Annotated in this window: 20 protein-coding genes; 8 read left to right on the top strand and 12 right to left on the bottom strand. The window is 75.0% G+C overall.

Going from position 1 to position 22,962, the window contains the following annotated elements; translation table 11 throughout:
- Positions 1–176: 176 nt before the first annotated feature.
- The 5 genes from OG335_RS03130 to OG335_RS03110 all read right to left on the bottom strand — a co-directional run bounded on the left by OG335_RS03130 (position 177) and on the right by OG335_RS03110 (position 6,214).
- On the bottom strand, positions 177–2,198 hold the full coding sequence (locus OG335_RS03130; protein WP_405009415.1) for an FAD-dependent oxidoreductase: 2,022 nt from the start codon (positions 2,196–2,198) through the stop codon (positions 177–179).
- Positions 2,199–2,393: 195 nt separating this feature from the next.
- Positions 2,394–3,206 carry a hypothetical protein gene (locus OG335_RS03125; RefSeq protein WP_405009414.1) on the bottom strand — a complete coding sequence of 271 codons (813 nt, stop codon included), beginning with the start codon at positions 3,204–3,206 and terminating at the stop codon, positions 2,394–2,396.
- Positions 3,206–3,730 (bottom strand): SigE family RNA polymerase sigma factor, encoded by a 525-nt coding sequence (locus OG335_RS03120; protein ID WP_405009413.1) that lies wholly within the window; start codon positions 3,728–3,730, stop codon positions 3,206–3,208. Before OG335_RS03120 ends, OG335_RS03125 begins: the two co-directional genes overlap by 1 nt.
- Positions 3,731–4,263: 533 nt before the next feature.
- Complete coding sequence (locus OG335_RS03115; RefSeq protein WP_405009412.1) at positions 4,264–4,704, bottom strand: Lrp/AsnC family transcriptional regulator; 441 nt, start codon at positions 4,702–4,704, stop codon at positions 4,264–4,266.
- Positions 4,705–4,864: 160 nt separating this feature from the next.
- Entirely contained in the window at positions 4,865–6,214 is a 1,350-nt protein-coding gene (locus OG335_RS03110) for a transaminase (protein WP_405009411.1), read from the bottom strand.
- Positions 6,215–6,570: 356 nt separating this feature from the next.
- Between OG335_RS03110 and OG335_RS03105 the strand changes: the two genes are divergently transcribed.
- Both OG335_RS03105 and OG335_RS03100 read left to right on the top strand, forming a co-directional pair.
- The gene (locus OG335_RS03105) at positions 6,571–7,296 is read left to right on the top strand and encodes a TetR family transcriptional regulator (protein WP_405009410.1); all 726 of its coding nucleotides are present in this window, start codon (positions 6,571–6,573) and stop codon (positions 7,294–7,296) included.
- 133 nt (positions 7,297–7,429) lie between these two features.
- Positions 7,430–7,921 carry a Zn-ribbon domain-containing OB-fold protein gene (locus tag OG335_RS03100; protein ID WP_405009409.1) on the top strand — a complete coding sequence of 164 codons (492 nt, stop codon included), beginning with the start codon at positions 7,430–7,432 and terminating at the stop codon, positions 7,919–7,921.
- 103 nt (positions 7,922–8,024) lie between these two features.
- On the opposite strand, the gene OG335_RS03095 is transcribed toward OG335_RS03100, so the two are convergent.
- Positions 8,025–8,771 carry an alpha/beta hydrolase family protein gene (locus OG335_RS03095; protein ID WP_405009408.1) on the bottom strand — a complete coding sequence of 249 codons (747 nt, stop codon included), beginning with the start codon at positions 8,769–8,771 and terminating at the stop codon, positions 8,025–8,027.
- Positions 8,772–8,998: 227 nt separating this feature from the next.
- Complete coding sequence (locus OG335_RS03090; RefSeq protein WP_405009407.1) at positions 8,999–9,634, bottom strand: GNAT family N-acetyltransferase; 636 nt, start codon at positions 9,632–9,634, stop codon at positions 8,999–9,001.
- A gap of 425 nt (positions 9,635–10,059) precedes the next feature.
- Between OG335_RS03090 and OG335_RS03085 the strand changes: the two genes are divergently transcribed.
- The 3 genes from OG335_RS03085 to OG335_RS03075 are packed head-to-tail and all read left to right on the top strand — an operon-like array spanning position 10,060 to position 12,913.
- Positions 10,060–10,815, top strand: a complete 756-nt coding sequence (locus tag OG335_RS03085; RefSeq protein WP_405009406.1) for a (Fe-S)-binding protein — start codon at positions 10,060–10,062, stop codon at positions 10,813–10,815.
- On the top strand, positions 10,812–12,251 hold the full coding sequence (locus OG335_RS03080) for a lactate utilization protein B (protein ID WP_405009405.1): 1,440 nt from the start codon (positions 10,812–10,814) through the stop codon (positions 12,249–12,251). The genes OG335_RS03085 and OG335_RS03080 overlap by 4 nt, the downstream gene beginning before the upstream one ends.
- Positions 12,248–12,913: a lactate utilization protein C gene (locus OG335_RS03075; protein WP_405009404.1), complete on the top strand. Its 666-nt coding sequence runs from the start codon at positions 12,248–12,250 to the stop codon at positions 12,911–12,913. Before OG335_RS03080 ends, OG335_RS03075 begins: the two co-directional genes overlap by 4 nt.
- Before the next feature lie 155 nt (positions 12,914–13,068).
- On the opposite strand, the gene OG335_RS03070 is transcribed toward OG335_RS03075, so the two are convergent.
- From OG335_RS03070 to OG335_RS03060, 3 genes are all read right to left on the bottom strand, one after another.
- Complete coding sequence (locus tag OG335_RS03070; RefSeq protein WP_405009403.1) at positions 13,069–14,538, bottom strand: SulP family inorganic anion transporter; 1,470 nt, start codon at positions 14,536–14,538, stop codon at positions 13,069–13,071.
- Positions 14,539–14,584: 46 nt separating this feature from the next.
- Positions 14,585–15,187 (bottom strand): carbonic anhydrase, encoded by a 603-nt coding sequence (locus OG335_RS03065; protein WP_405009402.1) that lies wholly within the window; start codon positions 15,185–15,187, stop codon positions 14,585–14,587.
- A 219-nt stretch (positions 15,188–15,406) separates the two neighbouring features.
- On the bottom strand, positions 15,407–15,784 hold the full coding sequence (locus OG335_RS03060) for a hypothetical protein (RefSeq protein WP_405009401.1): 378 nt from the start codon (positions 15,782–15,784) through the stop codon (positions 15,407–15,409).
- Between the two features lie 396 nt (positions 15,785–16,180).
- Here OG335_RS03060 and pgm point away from each other — a divergent pair, with 396 nt between their 5' ends.
- The 3 genes from pgm to OG335_RS03045 all read left to right on the top strand — a co-directional run bounded on the left by pgm (position 16,181) and on the right by OG335_RS03045 (position 20,940).
- Entirely contained in the window at positions 16,181–17,821 is a 1,641-nt protein-coding gene (pgm, locus tag OG335_RS03055; protein WP_405009400.1) for a phosphoglucomutase (alpha-D-glucose-1,6-bisphosphate-dependent), read from the top strand.
- A 48-nt stretch (positions 17,822–17,869) separates the two neighbouring features.
- On the top strand, positions 17,870–18,448 hold the full coding sequence (locus OG335_RS03050; RefSeq protein ID WP_405009399.1) for a PadR family transcriptional regulator: 579 nt from the start codon (positions 17,870–17,872) through the stop codon (positions 18,446–18,448).
- 110 nt (positions 18,449–18,558) lie between these two features.
- Positions 18,559–20,940: a SpoIIE family protein phosphatase gene (locus OG335_RS03045; protein WP_405009398.1), complete on the top strand. Its 2,382-nt coding sequence runs from the start codon at positions 18,559–18,561 to the stop codon at positions 20,938–20,940.
- On the opposite strand, the gene OG335_RS03040 is transcribed toward OG335_RS03045, so the two are convergent.
- Both OG335_RS03040 and OG335_RS03035 read right to left on the bottom strand, forming a co-directional pair.
- A complete protein-coding gene (locus OG335_RS03040; protein WP_405009397.1) occupies positions 20,909–22,018 on the bottom strand; it encodes a hypothetical protein in 1,110 nt (369 codons plus the stop codon). The two genes, OG335_RS03045 and OG335_RS03040, sit on opposite strands and share 32 nt — an antisense overlap.
- 103 nt (positions 22,019–22,121) lie before the next feature.
- Entirely contained in the window at positions 22,122–22,703 is a 582-nt protein-coding gene (locus tag OG335_RS03035; protein ID WP_405009396.1) for a TerD family protein, read from the bottom strand.
- Between the last annotated feature and the right edge of the window lie 259 nt (positions 22,704–22,962).

Here is a 22,962-nt window from a genome sequence, read left to right as displayed (position 1 = left end):
CGGTACGGCAGCCGGTGTGCGCGGACATGTGCAGGAATGGTGACGGTAGCAAGCGTCCGGGCCGCGGCCGGGCCTCGACGCTTCAGGGTGGTCCGCCACCACCCGACCGGATCAACCGACGGCCGCGACCGGGCGGCGCCGCGCGCGCCACCGCCGGGTCCGCCGGCACCGGGCGGTCAGATCGCGGCGGCCAGGCGGGTGCCCTGGTCGATGGCGCGCTTGGCGTCGAGCTCGGCCGCGACGTCGGCGCCGCCGATCAGGTGCGGCGCGAGGCCGCGCGCGCGGAGCGCGTCGTACAGGTCGCGGCGGGGCTCCTGGCCGGTGCAGAGCACGACGGTGTCGACCGGCAGCACCTGCTTCTCGCCGTCGAGGGTGAGGTGCAGGCCGGCGTCGTCGACGAGGTCGTAGGCCGCGCCCGCGGTCATGGTGACGCCGCGGTGCTTCAGCTCGGTGCGGTGGATCCAGCCGGTCGTCTTGCCGAGGCCGGCGCCGACCTTGCCGGCCTTGCGCTGCAGCAGGTGCACGGTGCGCGGCGCCGGCGTCCGGACGGGCGCGGTGAGACCGCCCGGCGTGGTGTGGGCGGTGTCGACGCCCCACTGGGCGAAGAACACCGCGGGGTCGCGGTCCGGTCCGGTGCCCGGGTCGGTGAGGTACTCGGCGACGTCGAAGCCGATGCCGCCCGCCCCGATCACGGCGACCCGGCGGCCGACGGGCACCTCGTCGCGCAGCACGTCCAGGTAGCCGACGACGCTGGGGTGGTCGATGCCCGGGATGTCGGGCACGCGCGGGGTGACGCCGGTGGCGACGACGATCTCGTCGTGCCCGGCGTCGGCCAGGTCGTCGGCGGTGACCGTGGTGGAGAGGCGGACGTCGACGCCGTGCGCCTCCAACTGGTGGCGGTAGTACCGGATCGTCTCGTCGAACTCCTGCTTGCCGGGGATGCGCCGGGCGACGTTCAGCTGGCCGCCGATCGTGTCGGCCGCGTCGTACAGCGTGACGGCGTGGCCGCGCTCGGCCGCCGACACCGCGAAGGCCAGGCCCGCGGGGCCGGCGCCGACGACGCCGATCCGCTTGCGCAGCCGGGTCGGGGCGAGCACCAGCTCCGTCTCGTGGCAGGCGCGCGGGTTGACCAGGCAGGAGGTGATCCTGAGGCTGAAGGTGTGGTCGAGGCACGCCTGGTTGCAGCCGATGCAGGTGTTGACGGCCTCCGGCGTGCCCGCCGCGGCCTTGGCGACGAAGGCCGGATCCGCGAGCAGCGGGCGGGCCATCGAGACGAGGTCGGCGTGGCCGTCCGCGAGCAGCTGCTCGGCGAGCTCGGGGGTGTTGATGCGGTTGCTGGTCACCAGCGGGATGCCCACCGAGCCCATCAGCTTCTTCGTGACCCAGGTGTAGGCGCCCCGCGGCACCGAGGTGGCGATGGTGGGGATCCGCGCCTCGTGCCAGCCGATGCCGGTGTTGATGATGGTGGCGCCGGCCTCCTCGACGGCCTGCGCGAGCCGTACGACCTCCGGCAGGGTGGACCCGCCGGGGACGAGGTCGAGCATGGAGAGCCGGTAGATCAGCACGAAGTCGGGCCCGACCCGCTCCCGCACCCGGCGGACGATCTCGACGGGGAAGCGCATGCGGTTCTCGTACGTGCCGCCCCAGCGGTCGGTGCGGCGGTTGGTCGGCGCGGCGACGAACTCGTTGATCAGGTAGCCCTCCGAGCCCATGATCTCGACGCCGTCGTAGCCCGCGCTGCGGGCGAGCGCCGCACAGCGCACGAAGTCCTCGACGGTGCGCTCGACCTGCTCGTCGGTCAGCTCGTTCGGCACGAAGGGGCTGATGGGTGCCTGCAGCGGGCTCGGTGCGACGAGCCCGGCGTGGTACGCGTACCGGCCGAAGTGCAGGATCTGCATCGCGATGCGACCGCCGGCGGCGTGCACGGCGTCGGTGACCGGCCGGTGCCGGGCGGCCTCCTCCTCGGTGGTGAGCATCGACCCGCCCTCCCAGGGGCGGCCCTCCTCGTTGGGGGCGATGCCGCCGGTGACGATCAGGCCGACGCCGCCGCGGGCGCGTTCGGCGTAGAACTCCGCCATCCGCTCGAAGCCGTCGGGGGCCTCCTCCAGGCCGACGTGCATCGAGCCCATGATCACCCGGTTCGGCAGCGTGGTGAAGCCGAGGTCCAGCGGGCGCAGCAGGTGGGGGTACGCGGTCATCCGGGGTCTCCTCGGTCGCTCGTGACCAGCCCTTTGTAGACCGTCCCGGGCCTTCTTTGCAACTGGGTGCATAAACCTGGGGCGTGCCGTCGGACACCTGCGGGGGTGGCGCGGGCGGGTGCACCAACCACCCGGCCCGCCGCGGCCCACCACCGCTCACGTCGGGGCCGTCGCTGCTCCCGTCCGGGCCGCCGCTCAGTCGGTGCGCGCGAAGTCCCCCCACACCGAGGCGGTGCCCGCCGCCCCGCCGGTGTCCGCGCGGTACCAGTCGTCCTCCGCGTCGCGGCCGCCGGTCGCGTGGTCGTACTGCCCGGCGAAGACGTGCTCCCCGGCGGGGACCGTCCGTCCGGCCCTGAGCGTCCAGCGGTAGACCAGGTCGCCGTCCTCGACCCGCACGGTCGTCGTGAAGTCGGCGGTCGGCAGGGTCTGCCAGTGCCCCGCGTCCTTCGCCCCGGGGGTCCTCGCCACGTGCAGTTCCAGGGTCAGCGCGGTCAGCGGGTCGCGCGTCCTGAGCGTGACGTTGCTCTGCGCCCACGCGTCGGTGCTGTGCGGGTCGACGGAGCCGTCGGCCCACAACGGGCCGTCCTCGGTGTGGCTCCCGGCCGGCCGGGCGGCCGGGCGGTGGGTGGGCGACGCGCTCACCGACGGCCGGGCGGACGGGCTCCGGGTCGGCGACGCGCTCGGCCCCGGGGACGGCGGCACCACGGCCGCCGACGGGCTCGGGGCGGCCGACACCGAGGGACTCGCCGTCATCGTCGGCACCGGCTTCGGGTCCGGGCGCTGCGCGATCGCGGCCACGGCCAGGCCGCCCGCCGCCATCGCGCCGGCCGCCGCCACCGCGGCGAGCACCACCTTCGGCCATCCCAGCAGGCGGGTGCGCTCCCGGTGGCGGCCCGCCCGCCGGTCGGCGGGGCGTTCCATGCCGCGCTCGACCCGGGCGAGCATCCGCTCCCGGTCCGGGCGGTGGGCCTCCGCGGCTTCCCGCAGTCGGCCGTGCAGATCGTCCATCACCGCTTCCTCCCCGCCAGTTCACCGGCGGCGCGGCTGCCGAGCAGCCGTTGCAGTTCGGCCATGCCCTTGGAGGTCTGACTCTTGACCGTGCCGACCGAGACGCCCAGGGCGAGCGCCGTCTCCTTCTCCGACAGGTCGAAGGCGTGCCGCAGCACGACGCAGGCACGCTTGCGGAACGGCAGCCGCGCCAGCGCCGACTGGACGTCCACCACCGCGGCCACGTCGGGCCCGTCCGTCCGTTCCGACCGCTCGGACCAGAACAGCAGCACCCGGCGGCGCTCCCTGACCCGGCTGCGGATCCGGCTGCGCGCCATGTTGGCGACCACCCCGCGGGCGTACGCCACCGGATGGTCGGCGCCGCGCACGCGGTCCCACCGGTGCCAGAGCGCGACCATCGCGTCCGCCGCAAGGTCGTCGGCGGCGTCCGCCTCGCCCGTCACGAGGTGGGCGAAGCGCGCGAGTTCGGCGTGGTGGCGTTCGAAGAAGTCGTGGAACTCCGCGGACGCCTCGTCGACGATCATGTACGGGGCGAGCCCTCTCGATCCGATGTTAGCGTTCTCATCCCGATGGGAAGGCGGCAGCGTACCAACCGCGCGGACCGCCGCATCACGCGGAGCCGGGTGCGTGCCCGTCGCGGCGGCGCCGTGGAATCCGGCCGCCCTCCGGCCCCGGACCCGGCCGGACGCCGGCAGCACGTCCGCGGCCATCAGCCCGCGGACCGCGGGCGAAGGGCTGCACGGACCGGCGGGGCCGGGGCCTCGCACCGGCCCGGGGCGTGCGGGGGCACGGCCGCGCGTGAGCCGGGTGCGGGGCGCGGGCCTGACGGCCGGGCGGAGGCAGGGGCGGGCACGTGACGTCTCCTTCGGTGAGGACTGACACGTGCTGGTCGCCGCCGCCCGCCCGAAGGTTGCCGCCCGCCCGTCGGACGTCGGGCACCGGGCGCTCGTCGGGCCTCCGACGGTGGCCGTGCTCCGGACGGCCGCGACGGACGCGGGTCGCGGGCCGTGCGCCGCGGGGCCGGCCGGCGGGCGGACGCGCCGGCCCCGGCGGGCTGTCAGCCGACCTCCCAGAAGAAGCGGTGCGTGTGGATGCCGAAGTACGGGAACGACTGGACCAGCCGGATCCCCTCGATCGGCCGGACGACGTCGTTGACGAAGTCGAGGAGTTCGCGCGGCCCGGGGCAGACGACCTCGGCGAAGAGGTCGAAGCCGCCGGAGGTGAGCACCGAGTAGACGACCTCGCCGTGGTGGGCGAGCGCGTCGGCGACACCGCGCGGGTCGCCGTCCACGCCGATGCCGAGCATCGCCATGGCCTGCCCGCCCATCGCCATCGGGTCGGTCACCCCGACGACCTGGACGGCCTTGGCGTCGAGCAGGCGCTGGAGCCGCTGGCGGGCGGCCGATGCCGACAGGCCGACCTTCGGGCCGAGATCGGCGTACGCGATCCGGCCGTCGGTCTGCAGCTCGCGCAGGATCGCCCGGTCGATGTCGTCCACGTGTGCTCCTCGGTCCCGCCGCCCCGGCTCCGTGCCGACGGCCCCCGCCCTGCTGTCAGCCCCGAAGACTACTCGGGGCCGACGGTGCGGGGCGGGGGCCGTCCGCGGGCCGGCCGCGGCATTCGGGGCCGGGCGCCGGGCCGGGCGGGCTCGGGCGGCGTCAGGCGGCCAGCTGGGCGAGGGCCACGGAGAAGACGTCGGTGTGCGCGTCGACGTCCTCCTCGGTGGTCGCCGGGCACATCAGGGCCATGTTGTGGAACGGGGTCAGCAGGATGCCCCGGTTGGCGAGGTGGAGGTGCAGGTAGTCCTCCAGCTCGGTGTCGGCCGCCGCCGCGGACGCGCCGCCGGTGCGCGGCGCCGGGGAGGCGAAGCGGTACTCGACGCGTGCGCCGAGCCGGCTGACCGACCACGGCAGCCCGTGCGCGTCGACGGCCCGCTGCACGCCGGCCTCGAAGCGCTCGGCGAGCTTCGCCATGCCGGCGAAGGCGTCGTCGGTGAGGACGTGCTCCAGGGTGGCCCGCATCGCGGCGACGGAGAGTGCGTTGCCGGCCAGCGTGCCGCCGACACCGCCCATGTCGACGAGGTCGAGGTCGTTGCGGCCGAGCAGCCGGTCCGACAGCTCCGCGGAGAGCCCGTACGCGCCCGCGGGGATGCCGCCGCCGATCGCCTTGCCGATCGTCAGGATGTCGGGCTGGAGGTCCCAGGTGGCGGTGCAGCCGCCGGGCCCGGCGGAGAAGGTGTGCGTCTCGTCGTTGACGAGCAGCACGCCGTGGCGCCGGGTGAGCTCGCGGACCCCTGCGAGGTAGCCGGGCTCGGGCAACACGATGCCGATGTTGGTGAGGGCGGGCTCCATCAGCACGGCCGCCACGTCGCCGTGGGCGAGCTCCCGCTCCAACTGCTCCAGGTCGTTGAACTCGGCGACCCGGCTGGTGAGCGTGACGTCGCAGGGCGCCCCGACGTTGCCGGGCCGCGACATGCCCTGCCCGTCGGGGCCGACCACGATGAGCGACTCGTCGACACTGCCGTGGTAGCTGTAGCTGTTGACGAGGATCTTGGAACGTCCGGTGACGGCCCGGGCCAGCCGGATCGCCCACCGGTTGGCGTCGGTCGCGGTGAGCGAGAAGCTCCAGTGCGAGAGGCCGAAGCGCCGGGTGAGTTCGGCGCCGACCCACTCGGCGTCCTCGGTCGGCATCATCGCGGTCGCGCCGCCCTGTTCGGCGAAACGCCGGTGCACGGCCGCGGCGACGGGCTCCGGGGAGTGGCCGGCCATGGCGCCGGTGTCGCCGAGGCAGAAGTCGATGTACTCGTGGCCGTCGATGTCGGTGATGCGGGCGCCGTGCGCGGTGGCGAGGTAGCGGGGGAACGCACCTGCGGCCTTGTTCATCCAGGTCATCGGCACACGCCCGAAGAGGTGGTCGGCGCGGTCGAAGGCCGCCTTCGACCGGGGGTTGCGGCGCTCGGCCTCGGCGCTCTCACGGGCGAGGAGGTGCTGCAGGCGTGCTCGGTCCATGGGAGGTGCCTCACGTCGGGGCCGGGATGTGGCACGACTGTAGGTCGGATCATGCGCCTCGGCAACAAATGACGACCATTTCGATTGTTTCGACAATCGATTCGATTGTCCGAAGAAGTGTGGAGGTCGGAGACGGGGGGATCCGGTCCGGGTGTGGGGCCGCCGGACGCCCCCGAGTGCCCGGACCGACCGGCGTGTCCGGCATGACGAGGGCGCCCGGCATGACGAGGGCGCCCGGCGTTTCGAGGTCCGGGTGCCAGGGATGGCACTCCGACGGCACGGAGTGCCATCCCTGACGTGTGTGGAGTGCCGTCCGGTGCGTGAGTGGCGCGGCGTGCGGTGCTACCGTCCCAGCCATGAGCGACCTGCAGAAACGGGGGCGCGGCCAGGCCGCGGCCGCCGAGCGTCCGGCGATGCGCGAGGCCCTCGTCGCGGCTGCTTTCCGGCTGTTCGGCGAGCGGGGCTTCGAGCAGACCACCGTCGACGACATCGTCACGCTCGCCGGTGTCGGTCGGCGCTCCTTCTTCCGGCACTTCCCGTCGAAGGAGGACGTGGTCTTCCCCGACCACGAGGGCGGGCTCGCCGCGATGACGGCGTACCTGGAGGACGCGGACGACACCGGAGACCCGGTGGAGCAGGTGTGCGACGCCACCCGGCTGGTGCTCCGCACGTACGCCGCCAACCCGGCCTTCTCCGTCCAGCGCTACCGCCTCACCCGGCAGGTGCCCGGCCTCCGGGCGTACGAGCTCTCCGTGGTGTGGCGCTACGAGCGGGCCCTCGCCGACCACCTGCGGGCCCGGTTCGCGGTGCGCGCCGACGGCGCGCTGCGGGCGGACGTGATCGCTGCCGCGGTCGTCGCGGCCCACAACCACGCGCTCCGCACCTGGCTGCGCTCCGGCGGGGAGGGCGACGTGGAGGAGGCCGTCGACAGCGCGCTCGGCTACGCCGCGAAGACCTTCGGCGACGGTCCCGGTCCGGCGCAGGCGCCGGTGCGGGAGGAGGAGGTCGTGGTCGTCGTCGCCCGCCGCGGCACGCCGATGTGGCGGGTCGTCCAGGGCGTCGAGAGCGCGCTGGAGGCCTGACCGGCCGGCGGCGCCAGATATCGGCACTCAGTGCCTTTACGCGCTGACACTCGGTGCCATACGCTGGCGGCCTCAGGTCGGCCGGGCGCGGCACCGTCGCCGTACGCCCCGGCCCGGAGCGGGAGGAGCCGCCATGAACCCCGTCGCCACTGCCGTCCCCCACGGTTCCGTCGTCACCGTCGACGGCGCGTCCGCCGACGCCCAGGCCGACGGTGACCGCGGGCCCGCCCTGCACTTCCTGCGCTGCCAGTGGTGCCGCTCCGCGGCCGCACCGGTCCGGATGCTCTGCCCCGCCTGCGGCAGCACCGACCTCGTCGAGGAGCGCAGTGCCGGTGCCGGCACCGTCCGCCGCCTGCTGCCGCTGTCCCGCCGCGGCAGCGGCGAGCCGATGCCGTACGTCGTCGCCCTCGACGAGGGCTTCACCGTGCAGGCCGCCGTCGCCGGCACACTGCCCGGGGCCGTCCCGGCCGGCACCAGGGTCGAACTGACCGCGGCCACCGAGGGTCTGGTCGCCTTCCGCACCGCCCCCGGCCAGCCCGGTTCCTTCGACTCCGGCTTCTCCTACCGCTTCAACGGCGGCGCCCGCTGGTACGCGCACGAGCCCGGCGCCCGCCGCGCCGGCTGACCCCCGCCGCCGCACCGCCGCGCCACCGCCGTTCCGCCCGGATGCGGGTGTCGCGGTGTCGCGGTGGCACGGGCGGCGGGGTGCGCGTCGGCGGGCCGGGGGATCAGCCCGCGGCCGGTGCGTTCCGGCCGAGGAACGCCTGCACGTCCGGCAGCGCCCCGTCCGTCAGCACGGCCGCCCCGTGGTTCGCGCCGGGGTAGACCTTCAGCTCCTTCACCCGGGCGACGGCGGCCGTGTGCAACTGCTGCGTGAACTCGGGGTACCGGCCGTCCCGGGCCTCCACCGCGAAGAGGGTCGGCACCGTGGAGGCGGCCACCGCGTGTTCGGCGTTCGACTCGCCCGGGTGTCCCAGCGGCGAGCTGAGCGACACCACGGCGGCGACCGGCAGCGGGCTGGTGGCGGGCCCGGCCGCGACCTCCAGCGAGGCGCTGGCGCCCTTCGAGGCCCCGACCAGGGCGACCCTGGTGACGCCCTTGGTCTTCAGGTGCCCGATCGCGGCGCGGACGTCGGCCGGTCCGCCGCCGCTCACCATGTAGCCGAGCACGGCGTAGCCCGCCGCGGTGAACGCGGCGTAGTGCGGGGACCAGTCGCAGAGCGACCCGCCGGCCTGCGGCGCGAAGACCACGCCGACCGTGGCGTTCCCGGCGTCGGAGTCCCGGAAGTAGGCCCCGACCGTGACGTCCTGGGTGCGCAGGTCGAACGAGCCGGCCTTCGCCTGTCCGGGCGTCAGGCAGCCGTAGGTCGCGGCGGTCGGAGCCGGCGCCGCCGAGGGCGCCCCCGACGACCCGCACCCGGCGAGAAGGAGGACGGCCCCCGCGGATGCGGCGGTCGACAGAACGGTGCGGTTCATCGCTGGATCTCCCCCGTGCAGCGGCATGCGTGTGCCCCGACGCTAGGGACGGTCCCGAACCGGCGTCAATGGTCTGTACCAATCTGTTGGATCCTGTTCGGACGGCCGCGGGCGGTGCGGGTGGCGGCCTGCCACGGTTCCACGGGGTGGGGTGCCGTCCGGCGTCGCCCCGGGAGGCGGCCGTTCGTGGCGGCCGCGCCGTGGGTTGCGGTTCAGGGGGTGGCGGTTCAGGGGATGGCGGCGGGCCGGTGGACGAAGCCGGTCAGCGGCGCGTGGACCTTCCAGCCGAGCGTTTCGTAGAGCGCCCGGCCCTGGACGGTCGCGCCCAGGATGCCGGTGGCGGCGCCGTGCCGGACGGCCGCGTCGGTGAGTGCGCCCATCACCACCGTCCCGAGGCCGCGGCGCCGGTGGGCCTCCTCGGTGACGATCTGGTCGAAGACGCAGGCGGCACCCGTCAGGCCGATCCGGCCGCGCGCGGCGAGTGCGCCGTCGGCGGTCAGGATGCGCACGCTGACGACATCGTCGGCGGTCTCGGCGGTGGCCGTGTAGCCGTCGGGCGCGCGCGTGACGGACGGGCGCAGGTCGACGGCCATCAGGAAGCCGGGATCGGTCGGTTCCCACGCGGGCGAGAACCACGGCTCCATGACGTCCGGTTCCAGGAAGGCCTTGATCCAGGTGGCCGGTTCGGTGATCGCGTCGACGAGCCCGCGGGCAGTCTCGACATCGGCGTCGAGCAGGACGTGACGGACCGCCTGGGTCGGCAGTCCGACCTGGATGCTCAGCCCCCACGGCTCGTCCACCGGCTTCGGTGCCCGCCGCGAGACCGTCCATCCGTCGACCCACGAGCGCATGAGCTCCATCATCCGGACACCCCTCCGAGTAATGACTGAAGTCTGGCTTCGAATATTACATAAGCGTGGTGACAGCCATCGACGGATCGGCACGCACGTCCAGGGGATCCCTGCGGACACGAGGGGAGGGAGCCTGCGGCCGATACGTGAGTACCGATCCGGACCGTCGTGTTGCCGAGCGGCGGGTCAGGACCGGTGGCGTGTGGGTGGTGGCGCCGACCGCCGTCGACCGGCCGCCCCCGGAACCGCCCGAACCGCCCGAAGCGGCCAGAGCCGCGGGCGCGTTGGCGGCCGTCCGTCGGCGACCGCGCGGCTACACTCCGGCCGGTGGCCCGGCGACGGGACGCAGGGGCGGAGCCGCAGGCCGTGGTCGGCGGCCCGACCCGGCGGCCCGATCCGGCGGCCGCCGTACCCGATCGCCGTCCGAGGGAGCTGCGATGCGTGTCGCGTTGTTCGTCACCTGTGTCAACGATGCCCTCTTCCCGGGTACGGGCAGGGCGGTGGTGGCGTTGCTGGAGCGGCTGGGGGTGGAGGTGGACTTCCCGGCTGCGCAGACGTGTTGCGGGCAGCCGCAGTTCAACACCGGGTACCGGCGGGGGACGGAGCCGCTGGTGCGCCGGATGGGTGAGGCGTTCGCGGGCTACGACTTCGTGGTGACGCCGTCGGGCTCGTGTGCGGCGATGGTGCGGGAGAACTATCCGCGGATCGGGGCGAAGGCGGCGGCGGAGGGCCGGGGGAGTGAACTCGCCTCGGTGGCTGATGTCTTGGTGCCGCGGGTGTTCGAGCTGACGGAGTTCCTGGTGGACGTGCTCGGCGTGGTCGATGTGGGGGCGTACTTCCCGCACACGGTGACGTACCACCCGTCCTGTCACGGGTTGCGGGTGCTGGGGCTGGGGGAGCGGCCGCGCAGGTTGCTGGAGGCGGTGAAGGGGCTGGAGTTGCGGGAGTTGCCGGGTGCGCAGGAGTGCTGCGGGTTCGGTGGCACGTTCGCGGTGAAGAATCCGGATGTGTCTGCGGCGATGGGTGCGGACAAGGTTCGCAACGCGCTCGCCACTGGTGCGGAGGTGTTGTGCGGGGCGGACAACTCCTGCCTGCTGCACGTCGGTGGCACCCTGCGCCGGCAGGGCGCGCCGGTCCGTGCGGTGCACCTCGCGGAGATCCTTGCTTCCACCGAAGGGGAGTTGTTCGCATGAGTGGCACCTACCTGGGCATGCCCGCTTTTCCTGAGGCTGCCAGGGTCTCCACGAAGAACGAGCGGTTGCGGGCGAATCTGACCCGGGCGACGCGGACGATCCGTGACAAGCGGGCCGTGGCGGTCGGTGAACTCGACGACTGGGCGCAGCTGCGGCAGGCGGGCAAGGACATCAAGGACCGCACGCTGGCCCGCCTGGACGAGTATCTGCTGCAGGCGGAGGCGGCGGTGCAGGCGGCCGGCGGCATCGTGCACTGGGCGGCGGATGCGGCGGAGGCCAACCGGATCGTGGCCGGTCTGGTGAAGGCGAAGGGCGAGCGGGAGGTGGTGAAGGTCAAGTCGATGGCGACGCAGGAGATCGGGTTGAACGAGGCGCTGGCCGCGGAGGGCATCACCGCCTACGAGACCGACCTCGCGGAGCTGATCGTGCAGCTGGGGGACGATCTGCCCTCGCACATCCTGGTGCCTGCGATCCACCGCAACCGCGGGGAGATCCGGGACATCTTCACCGAGGCGATGGGCCGCTGGGGCCGGCCTGCGCCGGAGGGGCTGAGCGACCGTCCGGCGGATCTGGCGGAGGCGGCGCGGCTGCATCTGCGGGAGAAGTTCCTGCGGGCGAAGGTCGCGGTCTCCGGCGCGAACTTCCTCATCGCCGAGACCGGCACGCTGGTGGTGGTGGAGTCCGAGGGCAACGGCCGGATGTGTCTGACCCTCCCGGAGACGCTGATCTCGGTGGTCGGCATCGAGAAGGTCATCCCGACCTGGCGTGACCTGGAGGTGTTCCTGCAACTCCTGCCGCGCTCCTCGACCGCGGAGCGGATGAACCCCTACACCTCGACCTGGACGGGCACCACCGACGGCGACGGCCCCGCAGAGTTCCACCTGGTGCTGCTGGACAACGGCCGCACGGCCACGCTCGCGGACGAGGTCGGGCGGCAGGCGCTGCGCTGCATCCGCTGCTCGGCGTGCTTGAACGTGTGCCCGGTCTACGAGCGGGCGGGTGGTCACGCGTACGGCTCGCCCTATCCGGGGCCGATCGGGGCGATCCTCAGCCCGCAGTTGCGGGGCCTGGCCTCCGAGGTGGACGCTTCGCTGCCGTTCGCGTCCACGCTGTGCGGGGCGTGCTACGAGGTGTGCCCGGTGGCGATCGACATTCCCGAGGTGCTGGTGCACCTGCGCGAACAGGTTGTCGAACAGAGCTCCGGCCACCGTGTGGAGCGGGCCGCGATGAAGGCCGCGACCTGGCTGCTGGACCACCCCGCCGCGTTCGGCGCCGCCGAACGCGTCGCCGCGAAGACCCGCGCCCTGCACCCCGGGAAGCTGCCGCTGCCGGGCCCGGCGAAGGCCTGGACCGACACCCGCGACCTGCCGCAGCTGCCCGCCGAGCCCTTCCGCGACTGGTGGAAGAAGAACCGCACTCCCGAGGTGGACCGATGAGCTCCCGCGAGCAGATCCTCGCCCGCATCCGCACCGCCCTCACCGACGTCCCCGACCGGGAGCAGGACAGGTCCGGCGGCATCGAGCGCACCTACCGCACCGCCCACACCCCCGACGGGCCTGCCCTCCTGGACCTGCTCGCGGAGAACCTCACCGACTACCGCGCGCACCTCCACCGCACCACGGACGACGCGTTGCCCGCCGTCCTCGCCCGCCTGTTCGCGGACCGCGGCACCCGTACCCTCGCGGTGCCGGCCGGTCTGCCGTCGCACTGGCTCGCCGGGGCCGCCGGGGTCGAACAGCTCCACGACGACGGCGCCCTGACGCCCCGCCGCCTCGACACCGTGGACAGTGTGGTGACCGGTTGCGCGCTCGCCGTCGCCGAGACCGGCACGATCGTCCTCGACGCGGGGCCCGCCCAGGGCCGTCGCCTGCTGACCCTGGTGCCCGACCACCACGTCTGCGTGGTCCGTGCCGACCAGGTGGTCGCCTCCCTTCCCCAGGCCCTGCCGTTGCTGGACCCGGCCCGACCGCAGACCTGGATCTCCGGACCGTCCGCCACCAGCGACATCGAACTCGACCGCGTCGAGGGCGTGCACGGCCCGCGCACCCTTGATGTCGTGATCGTCGGGCCGGGCCCGTCCGACGGCGATCGGTCGTAGCCGCAGCCTCCGGAGGCAGCGCCGGGCCGGAACCCCGACGGGCCGGAACCCCGACGGCCCGGGCCGCTCACGGCGGTCACCCGCCGTGAGCGGCGGCCGTCCCCGCCTGCCGCGCCGCCGGACGGGGCCAGGCAGGCGGGGACGGCGGTGGTGGCTCAGTGCAGCGCCGGGGCGTGCACGGGGTCGGTGCCCTTCGTGTTGTGCCGTCCGGCCCAGTCCTGCAGGGCCGTCCGGCAGGCGTGGTCGAGGTGGCGCAGTGCGGCCAGGTCGAGTTCGATGGCGCGGTCGCGGGGGAGGGCCTCCAGGGTGTCGAGGATGCGGGGCAGCCGGAGGAAGGTGGCGTTGCCCGAGATCATCACCCGGACGGCGCCGCCGGGCCGGTCGTCGACCTCCAGGTGCACGGAGGAGGTCTCCCACGCGGTCTTCAGCACGGCGAGCAGCAGGCCGATCAGTACGCCCTCGAACATGTTGGTCACCACAATGGCCACCGCGGTCGCCACCAGGACGACCGCTTCGCCGCGGTGCGACCGCCACAGCGGCCGGAGGGTGCTCACCGGCAGCAGCTTGGTGCCCGCGTGCACCAGCACGCCGGCCAGCGCCGCGAGCGGGATGACGCCCAGCGCGGCCGGGAGCAGGGCCGCGAAGAGGAGCAGCCACCCGCCGTGCATCACCCGGGAGGCCTTCGTACGGGCGCCGGCCTGTACGTTCGCGGCGCTGCGGACGATGACGGCGGTCATGGGCAGGGCGCCGAGGAGCCCGCACACGGTGTTCCCGGCGCCCTGGGCGATGAGTTCCCGGTCGTAGTCGGTGCGCCTGCCGTCGTGCAGCCGGTCGACGGCCGCCGCGCTGAAGAGGCTCTCCGCGGAGGCGATGAGGGTGAACGCGACGACGGTGGCCAGGGCGCCGACCTCGGTGAGCACGTCGAAGGCCGAGGTGCCCGGCGGCTGGACGACGCCGAGCAGGCCCCTCACCTCGACCCGGCCGACCGGGAGGTCGAGCGTGGCGACGGCGAGGGTCGCCAGCGCCACCGCGGCGAGCTGCGCGGGTACGACGCGGACGCGGGCGGGCAGTCTCTTCCACAGCACGAGCACGGCGACGGTGCCGGCGCCGACGGCGAGCGAGGCCCGGCCGGCGGCGGATCCGGCGGTGTCGGCGACCAGGCCGGGCAGTCCGGCGATGTTGGCGGGCCCGTTGCCGGGCGCCTTCGCCCCGGCTGCCGCGTAGAGCTGTCCGGCGACGAGGACGAGGCCGATGCCGGCGAGCATGCCCTGCACCACGGAGACGGAGATGGCGCGGAAGAGGCGGCCGAGGCGCAGTGCGCCCATCAGCAGCTGGAGCAGGCCGGCGGCGAGCACGATGACGCCGAGTGCGGGCAGGCCGTACTCGGTGACGGCCTCGTACACGAGCACCGTGAGTCCGGCGGCGGGGCCGGACACCTGGAGGCTGCTGCCGGGCAGCATGCCGGTGAGGAGGCCGCCGACGATGCCGGTGACGAGGCCGAGTTCGGCGGGCACGCCGGAGGCGACGGCCACGCCGACGCAGAGCGGCAGGGCGACGAGGAAGACGACGAGGGAGGCGGCGAAGTCCGCCCGCAGTGCGGGGACGGAGGGGGTTCTACGGAACATCAGGTCCTCTTGGGGTCGGTCGTGGAACGGCCGGCTGGAGGGCCGCTCAGAGCGGGAGGAAGGCATCGGGGCCGGGTCGGTGGGCCAGGACGAGTCCGGTGTGGACCTCGTAGAACCAGGCGTGCAGGCGCAGTCGGCCCTGGGCGGTGCGCCGGGCGATGCCGGGGTAGCCGCGGAGGCGGTCGAGCTGGGCGAGCACGTGGCGCTGCACCGGTCCGGCGACGGTGGGGTCGAAGACGTCGGAGGGGGCCGGTGCGAGGGCCGCCGGGTCGCTGTGCGCGAGCCAGTCGCGGACGGCGGGCACGGCGCTGAGGTCGTCGCCGCGGACGAGGGCGCCGACCGCGCCGCAGTGGGAGTGGCCGCACACGACGATGTCGCGGACCTCGAGCACCTCGACGGCGTACTCGACGGTGGCGGCCTCGCCGCTCGGCCGGTCGGCCCGGTACGGCGGCACGATGTTGCCGGCGGTGCGGAGTTCGAACAGGTCGCCGGGGTCGGCGCCGGTGATGAGCGACGGCACGACGCGTGAGTCGGAGCAGGTGACGAAGAGTGCCTGCGGCTGCTGGCCGGCGGCGAGTCCGGCGAACTCGCGGCCGTCGCGGGCGGCGCGGTCGCGGAACGACCGGGCGCGGTCCCTCAAGGGATCCATCGGGGCATACCTCCATGGCCCCGGCGCGGTGCGCGCGGGGGCGGACGGTGGACCAGGGGTCTTGTGCGCCGTTCCGCCGGAGGGCGGGCGGCGGTGCTGGGCTGCGGGGGGTGTGCCGCGGCGGCCGGGCGCCGGCGTGGTGCGGCGCGCAGGGGCGGTGGACCCGGGGCGGTGCGCGGGCGCACCGCCTGCCGGGGTGCCGGGCGGGCCCGGGTCAGCTCAGCAGCGGAAGACCTGGAACACGGAGGCGGTGGCGCCGCCGGTGGGTCTCGACGGGTAGGTCGGGGCCCCGGCGGAGCCGGCCGGCGGCGGGCACGGCGACCGGCCGGGCGCGGCGGCGGTGTGGTCGGGACGGGCGGGCCGCAGGGCGGCGGCCGTGCCGGGGAGGGGGCGTGCGGTGGCGTGCGGCCCGTGCCGCTGGGAGAGCCCGGTGGGCAGGTCCTTCTCGTCGTCGGACCGTTCGGCGGGTGCGACGACGCCTGCCGACTGGACGGCCTGACGGGGTTTCAGCGCGTCCGAGGCCTCGGCGCCCGCGAACAGCAGGACGGCGCCGAGCAGTGCGGACAGCAGGGCCCTGATGGTGCCGTGCGTTCGCACCGGTGCCCTCCCTCCGCCGACCGGCCGGTGTACATGCTCATGGTGATAAACGAATCTGATGCCAGATCAGTTTCCGATGGATGTACCCCGTGTGAGGGAATGCGGGGGATCGGTTTGTGTCCGAGCGGTCCCCCGCCTGGGAGCAACGGTGACGGAGAGTGAGGGGGAGCAGGAAGGGCGCACGGGAGTGGTGTCCCCGTCCGGGTGAGCGCCGGGCTGCGGTGCCGTGCCGGGGCGGAGCCGGTGCCGGGCCCGTCCGTCCCGCTGGTGCCGTCACGGCACGGCCGTCCCGTGCGCCGCATGCGTGCGCGCGCACGGGGTAGGTGAGAGTGGGGTTCCGGGACCGGGCCCCGGCCGGGCCGCGCGCCCGGCCACGTCGAGGAGGAGAGCGAAGAGATGGTGCACGTACGAGCCGGGGAGCCCGCCGCCCCGCAGGACCTGGTGGACGTGGCCCGGCTGGTGACGTCCTACTACACGCTGCACCCCGACCCGGCCGAGCCGGGCCAGCGGGTCGCGTTCGGCACCTCGGGGCACCGCGGTTCCTCGCTCGCCACCGCCTTCAACGAGGACCACATCGCCGCGACCACCCAGGCGATCTGCGAGTACCGGGCCGCCCAGGGCACCACCGGGCCGCTCTTCCTCGGCATCGACACCCACGCGCTCTCCGAGCCCGCCCGCGCCACCGCGCTGGAGGTGCTCGCCGCGAACGGCGTCACCGTGCTGCTCGACACCTCAGACGGTTACACGCCCACCCCGGCGGTCTCGCACGCGATCCTCGCCCACAACCGCTCCGCGCCGAAGCGGCTGGCGGACGGCATCGTGGTGACCCCCTCGCACAACCCGCCGGCCGACGGCGGCTTCAAGTACAACCCGCCGAACGGCGGCCCGGCCGGGTCCGAGGCGACCGGCTGGATCCAGGACCGCGCCAACGCCCTCATCGAGGCCGGCCTCAAGGGCGTGCACCGGGTGCCGTACGCGCGGGCACTGGCCGCGGACACCACCGGCCGGTACGACTTCCTCGGCACCTACACCGACGACCTCCCGGCCGTGCTCGACCTCGACGCCGTCCGGGCGGCCGGCGTGCGCATCGGCGCCGACCCGCTCGGCGGCGCCTCCGTCGCGTACTGGGGCCGGATCGCGGAGACGCACCGCCTCGACCTCACCGTCGTCAACCCCGCCACCGACCCGGCGTGGCGCTTCATGACGCTCGACTGGGACGGCAAGATCCGGATGGACTGCTCGTCGCCGTACGCGATGGCCTCCCTGATCGGCCGCAAGGACGCCTACACGGTGTCCACCGGCAACGACGCCGACGCGGACCGGCACGGCATCGTCACCCCCGACGGCGGGCTGATGAACCCCAACCACTACCTCGCCGTCGCCATCGACTACCTCTACCGGCACCGCCGCGACTGGCCCGCCGAGGCGGGGATCGGCAAGACCCTGGTCTCCTCCTCGATGATCGACCGGGTCGCCGGTGACCTGAAGCGGGAGCTCGTCGAGGTGCCCGTCGGCTTCAAGTGGTTCGTCGACGGCCTGCTCTCCGGCACCGTCGCCTTCGGCGGCGAGGAGTCGGCCGGCGCGTCGTTCCTGCGCCGCGACGGCGGCGTCTGGACGACGGACAAGGACGGCATCCTGCTGGCCCTGCTCGCCTCCGAGATCACCGCCGTCACCGGCCGCACCCCGTCCGAGCTGTACGGCGAGCTCACCGGCCGCTTCGGCGCCCCCGCCTACGCCCGCGTCGACGCTCCCGCCGACCGCGCGCAGAAGGCCGTCCTCGCGAAGCTCTCGCCGAGCCGGGTGCGCGCCGACAGCCTCGCCGGCGAGCCCATCACCGCCGTCCTCACCGAGGCCCCCGGCAACGGCGCCGCCATCGGCGGCCTCAAGGTCTGCACCGAGAACGCGTGGTTCGCCGCACGTCCCTCCGGCACCGAGGACGTCTACAAGATCTACGCGGAGAGCTTCCACGGCGAGGCGCACCTCGCCCGGGTGCAGGAGGAGGCCCGCGCCCTGGTGGGGGAGGCCCTGGACTCCTGAGCGGAGGACGCGCCGGAGGGCCGCGCGCCGCGCCCTAGGATCGACCCCATGTCGCTGCCGCACGCCATCCTCACCGCCCTGCTGGAGAAGCCGTCCTCGGGGCTGGAGCTGACACGGCGCTTCGACAAGTCGATCCGCTACTTCTGGTCCGCCACGCACCAGCAGATCTACCGCGAGCTCGGGCGGCTGGAGACGGACGGCCTGATCAGGGCCGTCCCCCAGCCGCCCAGCCGCGGCCGCCGCAAGGAGTACGAGGTGCTCCCCGCGGGCCGCACCGCGCTCGCCGCGTGGATCACCGAACCGCAGGACCCCAAGCCCGCCCGCGACCCCCTCCTGCTGCGGCTGCGGGCCGCCGCCGCCACCGGCACCGGCGGCGCCCTGACCGGCGAGCTCCGCCGCCACCTCGACCTGCACCGGGCGCAGCTGGAGGAGTACCGCGCCATCGAGCTCCGCGACTTCCCGCCCGGGCGGACCGACGAGGCGAGCCGGCTCCACCACGTCGTGCTGCAGGCCGGGCTCGGGCTGGAGAGCCACTGGATCGACTGGCTGGAAGCCGCCCTGGCCGCGCTGCCCGGCCCCGGCGGCACCGCGCCGGACCGCCCCGCCCCGGCGCCCGGCGGCCCCTGACCGGCGGGCCCCGGCGCCGCGCCTCCGCCCGGCGCACGCCACGCCCCCGGGTGTTCAATGGTGTCCGGGGGCGGGCAGCGGGGGGACTCCGGCCGGTGGAGGATCCGCGGATGCACAACGGCTCACAGCACACGGCCCCGCCGTCGCACGGCGAGGCCACCCTGGTGGTCGACGAAGGCGCCCGGATCACGGCCTGCAGCCCCGCCGCCGGCGCGCTGCTCGGCCGCGCCCCCGCCGAGCTGTGCGGGCGCCCCGTCCAGGACCTGCTCCTCCCGCCCGGCACCCCGTGGCCGCCGCCCGCCGACGACACCGCCCGGACGGGTGCCGACGCCGTCCTGCGCCACCGCGACGGCTTCGCCGTGGCCGTCCGGCTCCGCATCCGGCCGCTGCACGGCCCCGACGGCGCCCTCGCCCTCGTGCACCTCGCCCCCACCGCCGCCGCCCGCCACCGGGAGCACGAGCGGGCGCTGCTCGCCGCGCTGTTCGGCCAGACCCGGATCGGCCTGCTCGTCCTCGACACCGACCTGCGCCTCGTCCGCGCCAACCTGACCCCGCAGCCCGACCCGGCCCGCCCCGGGGCCGGGCTCGACAGCGTGCTGCTGCCCGCCGACGCGGCCGGGATCCAGGCCCGGGTGGCGGCCGTCGTCGCGACCGGCGAGCCCTTCAACGACTGGGTGCGGCCCGTCCGGCTGCGGCGCGACCCCGGCGACGAACGCATCCTGTCCCTGTCGGCCATGCCCATGCGCGACCCGGCGGGCCGCATCGTCGGCGCCCTCCTGAGCTTCGCCGACGTCACCGCCCAGCACACCGCCCAGCGCCGCATCGACGTCATCGACGAGGCGGCCCGGGGCATCGGCCGCTCCCTCGACGTCACCCGCTGCGCGGAGGAACTCGTCGCGGCGCTCGTCCCCGCCGTCGCCGACCTGGCCTCGGTCGACCTCACCGAGGTCGTGCTGCGCGGCGAGGAGCCCGGCGAGTTCCTCATCGACGCGCCGCTGCGCCGGGCCGCCGTCGCCTCCGCGGACGGCACCTGGCCGGAGGAGGTGCACCCGCCGGGCGCCACCATCCGGGTCCGCGCCCGCGAGAGCGACTACCTGCGCAGCGGCCTGCCGCGGATCGCCGACATGGGCGAGCTCCGCCGTGCCGTCGCCGGGCAGACCGACCGGGAGCGGCTCCTGCTGCCCGACGGCGCCAGCAGCTTCCTCGTGCTGCCGCTGCAGGCCCGGGGCCTGGTGCTGGGCGCGCTCGGCCTCTGGCGCACCGCGGACCGCCCCGCGTTCGACGCGGACGACGCCACCCTGGTCGGCGAGATCGGCTCACGCGCCTCCCTCAGCATCGACAACGCCCGCCGCTACACCCGCGAGCACCAGCTCGTGCAGAACCTCCAGGAGAGCCTGCTGCCCCGCCCGCTGCTGGACGTCGGCGCGGCGCAGACCGCCGGCACCTACGTGCCCGCCGGCACGTCCGCGCAGATCTCCGGCGTCTGGTTCGACGCGATCCCGCTGTCGTCCGCCCGGGTCGCCTTCGTGGTCGGCGACGCCCGCAGCAACGGACTCGACGCGACCGCCACCATGGGCCGCCTGCGCACCGCCGTCCGCACCCTCGCCGACCTCGACCTGCCGCCGGAGGAACTCCTCACCCACCTCGACGACCTCGCCCTGCACCTGCGCGCCGACGGGCTGCCGCAGCCGGTCGACGGACCCACCTGCCTGTACGCCGTCTACGACCCCTCCGACGGCACCTGCACCGCGGCCTCCGCGGGCCACCGGCCGCCCGTCGTCGCCACCCCCGACGGGCCCGCCGCCCCGCTCGCCCTGCGGCCCGGACCGCCGCTCGGTGCCGGCGCGGCCCCGTTCGAGCCCGTGAGCGTCGACGTGCCGCCCGGCACGCTGCTCGCGCTCTTCACCGACGGCCTGCTGGAACGCGCCGGGGCGGACGAGGACAAGGCCGTGCGGATGCTCGGTGACGCCCTGCGGGACGCCGCGCAGCCCGCCGCCCCCGTCGCCGGCCTCGGCCGCGAGGTGCTCACCCGGATCCTCACCGACCCGCCCGGCACCGACCTCGCCCTGCTGCTGGCCCGGGTGCGCACCCTGCCCGAGGGCTCCGTCCTGAGCCGGGAGTTCCCGGTCGACCCGGCCGCCGTCGCCGACGCCCGCTCCACCGCCGCCGCGCAGCTCACCGCCTGGGGCCTCGACGACCTGGTCTTCACCACCGAGCTCATCGTCAGCGAGCTCGTCACCAACGCCATCCGCTACGCCGGCGGGCCGATCGTGCTGCGCCTCATCAGGGACGAGCGGCTGATCTGCGAGGTCTCCGACCCCAGCCAGACCCAGCCGCGGCTGCGTCGCGCCCGGCCCACCGACGAGGGCGGCCGCGGACTCTTCCTCATCGCCCAGCTCACCAGCCGCTGGGGCAGCCGCTACACCCCCGACGGCAAGGTGATCTGGACGGAGCAGGAGATCACCGCGGCGGAGGGCCCGCCCCCGGCGTGAGCCCGGCCGCCGGGCGGCCGCGCCCCGACGTGCGCCGCCACTGGCGGAACCGCCACACCACGCAGGAGATCAGTGAGACGGCCACCAGCCCGGCGCCGACGGCCAGCCACCGGTGTCCGGCGACCCGGCCGCCGCTCACCACCAGCAGGACGGCGGCCGCGAACGGCAGGAGCAGCGCGGCGAGCGTCCGCAGCGCCACCAGCAGGGCGAGCGGCCGCACCCGGCCGCGCCGGGGCCGTCCGCCCTCCGCGGCGTCGGCTGCGTCCTCGTCCTCGTCCCCGGGGGAGGCGCCGAAGTGCGTGATGGCGCGTTCGGCGAGCCGCAGCGTCGCCGAACGGTAGGCGAACCCCAGCACCGGCACCCAGACGAACGGCAGCAGGACCCCCACGGCGACCAGCAGGGCGACGGCCACCCAGCGCAGGTACCGGCCCGGGCGCGGCCCGGGCGCGGGGCCCGGGGCGGAGGGCGTGACGACGCCCAGCACGTACGCCATCCGCACGACCACCCGCCCCCACTCCCGCAGGGACAGCCGCGGTGGCTCCTCGGGCGGTCCGGGCGGTTCGGCTGCTCTGGGCGGTCCGGGCGGTCCGGGCGGTCCGGCTGGTCCGTCGTCCGGCGGCAGGGCGTCGAGCGCCCGCCGCGCCTCCTCGACCGTCGGGTACACGCCCTGCAGGAACAGCAGGTCGGCGGCCCGCGCCGGATCGGTGGCGGGACGGCCCGACAGCTCGCCGATCTCCATCACCATCCGGCCCTGCGCGAGCAGCGCCGCGCAGAAGGCCGTGGGCACCAGCGCGATGAACGGTCCGCCGACGAAGGCGCCGTCGACCACGGCCGTCCGGACCCCGTGGGCGACGACCGTCTCCAGGACCTCCCGCCGGGGACTCCCGGAGCGCCGCAGCCGGGCGAGCCGCTCGGACGACTCCGCGCCGATCCGGTCGACGGCGAAGAGCGCGGCCCGTTCGGGCATGTGGCGGGGATCGCGCCGGATCCTGGCGAGCAGGTCGATCGGCGGCCAGGGCGCGCGGCCGGACGGCGGCGTGCCGGGTGCCGCGGTGGTCTCGGGCCCGCCGCCGTCCATCGCCACCGCCTTCGCCGTGCCGTCCTCGCGGGCTCCCGGCCCTACTGACAGCCTGCGCCCGCGAGGGCGCGCGGGCCCGGCGGACCCGCGCGGAGGTCCGCCGTCAGAGGTGCGGCTCGATGGCGGGGATGACGTCCTGGAACGTCCGCCCGTCGGCGGGGGCGCCGATCGCCGTCATCTGCCAGCCGCCGTTCGACCGGTGCACCTTCGCCATGATCTGCGCCGTGCTGGTGCCCCCGCCGGTCAGGGTGTAGCGGGCGAGCTCCTGGCCGGTGGAGTCGTCGACCAGCCGGCAGAAGGCGTTCTGCACGTCCTGGAAGGTCTGGCCGGTGAAGGAGTTCACGGTGAAGACGATCTGGTCGACCTTCTTCGGCACGCGGGTCAGGTTCACCGTGATCGTCTCGTCGTCGGCGCCCTGGCCGGCGCCGCCGGTCAGGTTGTCGCCGCTGTGCCGCACCGAGCCGTCGGAGCTCGTCAGGTGCTGGAAGTAGACGACGTCCACCGGCTCGCGCCCGGCGAAGAGCACCGCGGACGCGTCCAGGTCGATGTCGCGGGCCATGAGCTTCGCGAAGAAGCCCTTCCGGGGAGCGGCCTGCCAGCCGAGGCCCATCCGGACCACCTCCAGCGTGCCCCCTCCGGGCTTGCCGAGGTCGACCTTCTGGCCCTTGCCGAGGTTCACCGTCATCGGGTGCGTCACCCTTCCGCTCTGTGCGTGCCGTGCTGCGCCGGGCGGCCGGTGGTCGCCGGCCGACGAGTACGGCGTTCCCCTCCGGGACCGCGACGACTCCCGGCAGCGCGTGCCCGTTGCCCGGCGCCCGGTTCTTTGCCCGGACTTTACCCGCCGGGGGCCGGTCCCGAACCCCCGGGCGCCGCGGACGGACCACCCCGTCCACCCGCGCCCGCCTGCACGGACGCCGCCCGGCGCCCGCCACGGCACCGGCGGC

Source organism: Kitasatospora sp. NBC_01539 (assembly GCF_045040525.1).
Lineage (GTDB): Bacteria > Actinomycetota > Actinomycetes > Streptomycetales > Streptomycetaceae > Kitasatospora.
The sequence above is the reverse complement of the archived record's forward strand: the minus strand, read 5'-3'. Positions and strand labels throughout refer to the sequence as shown.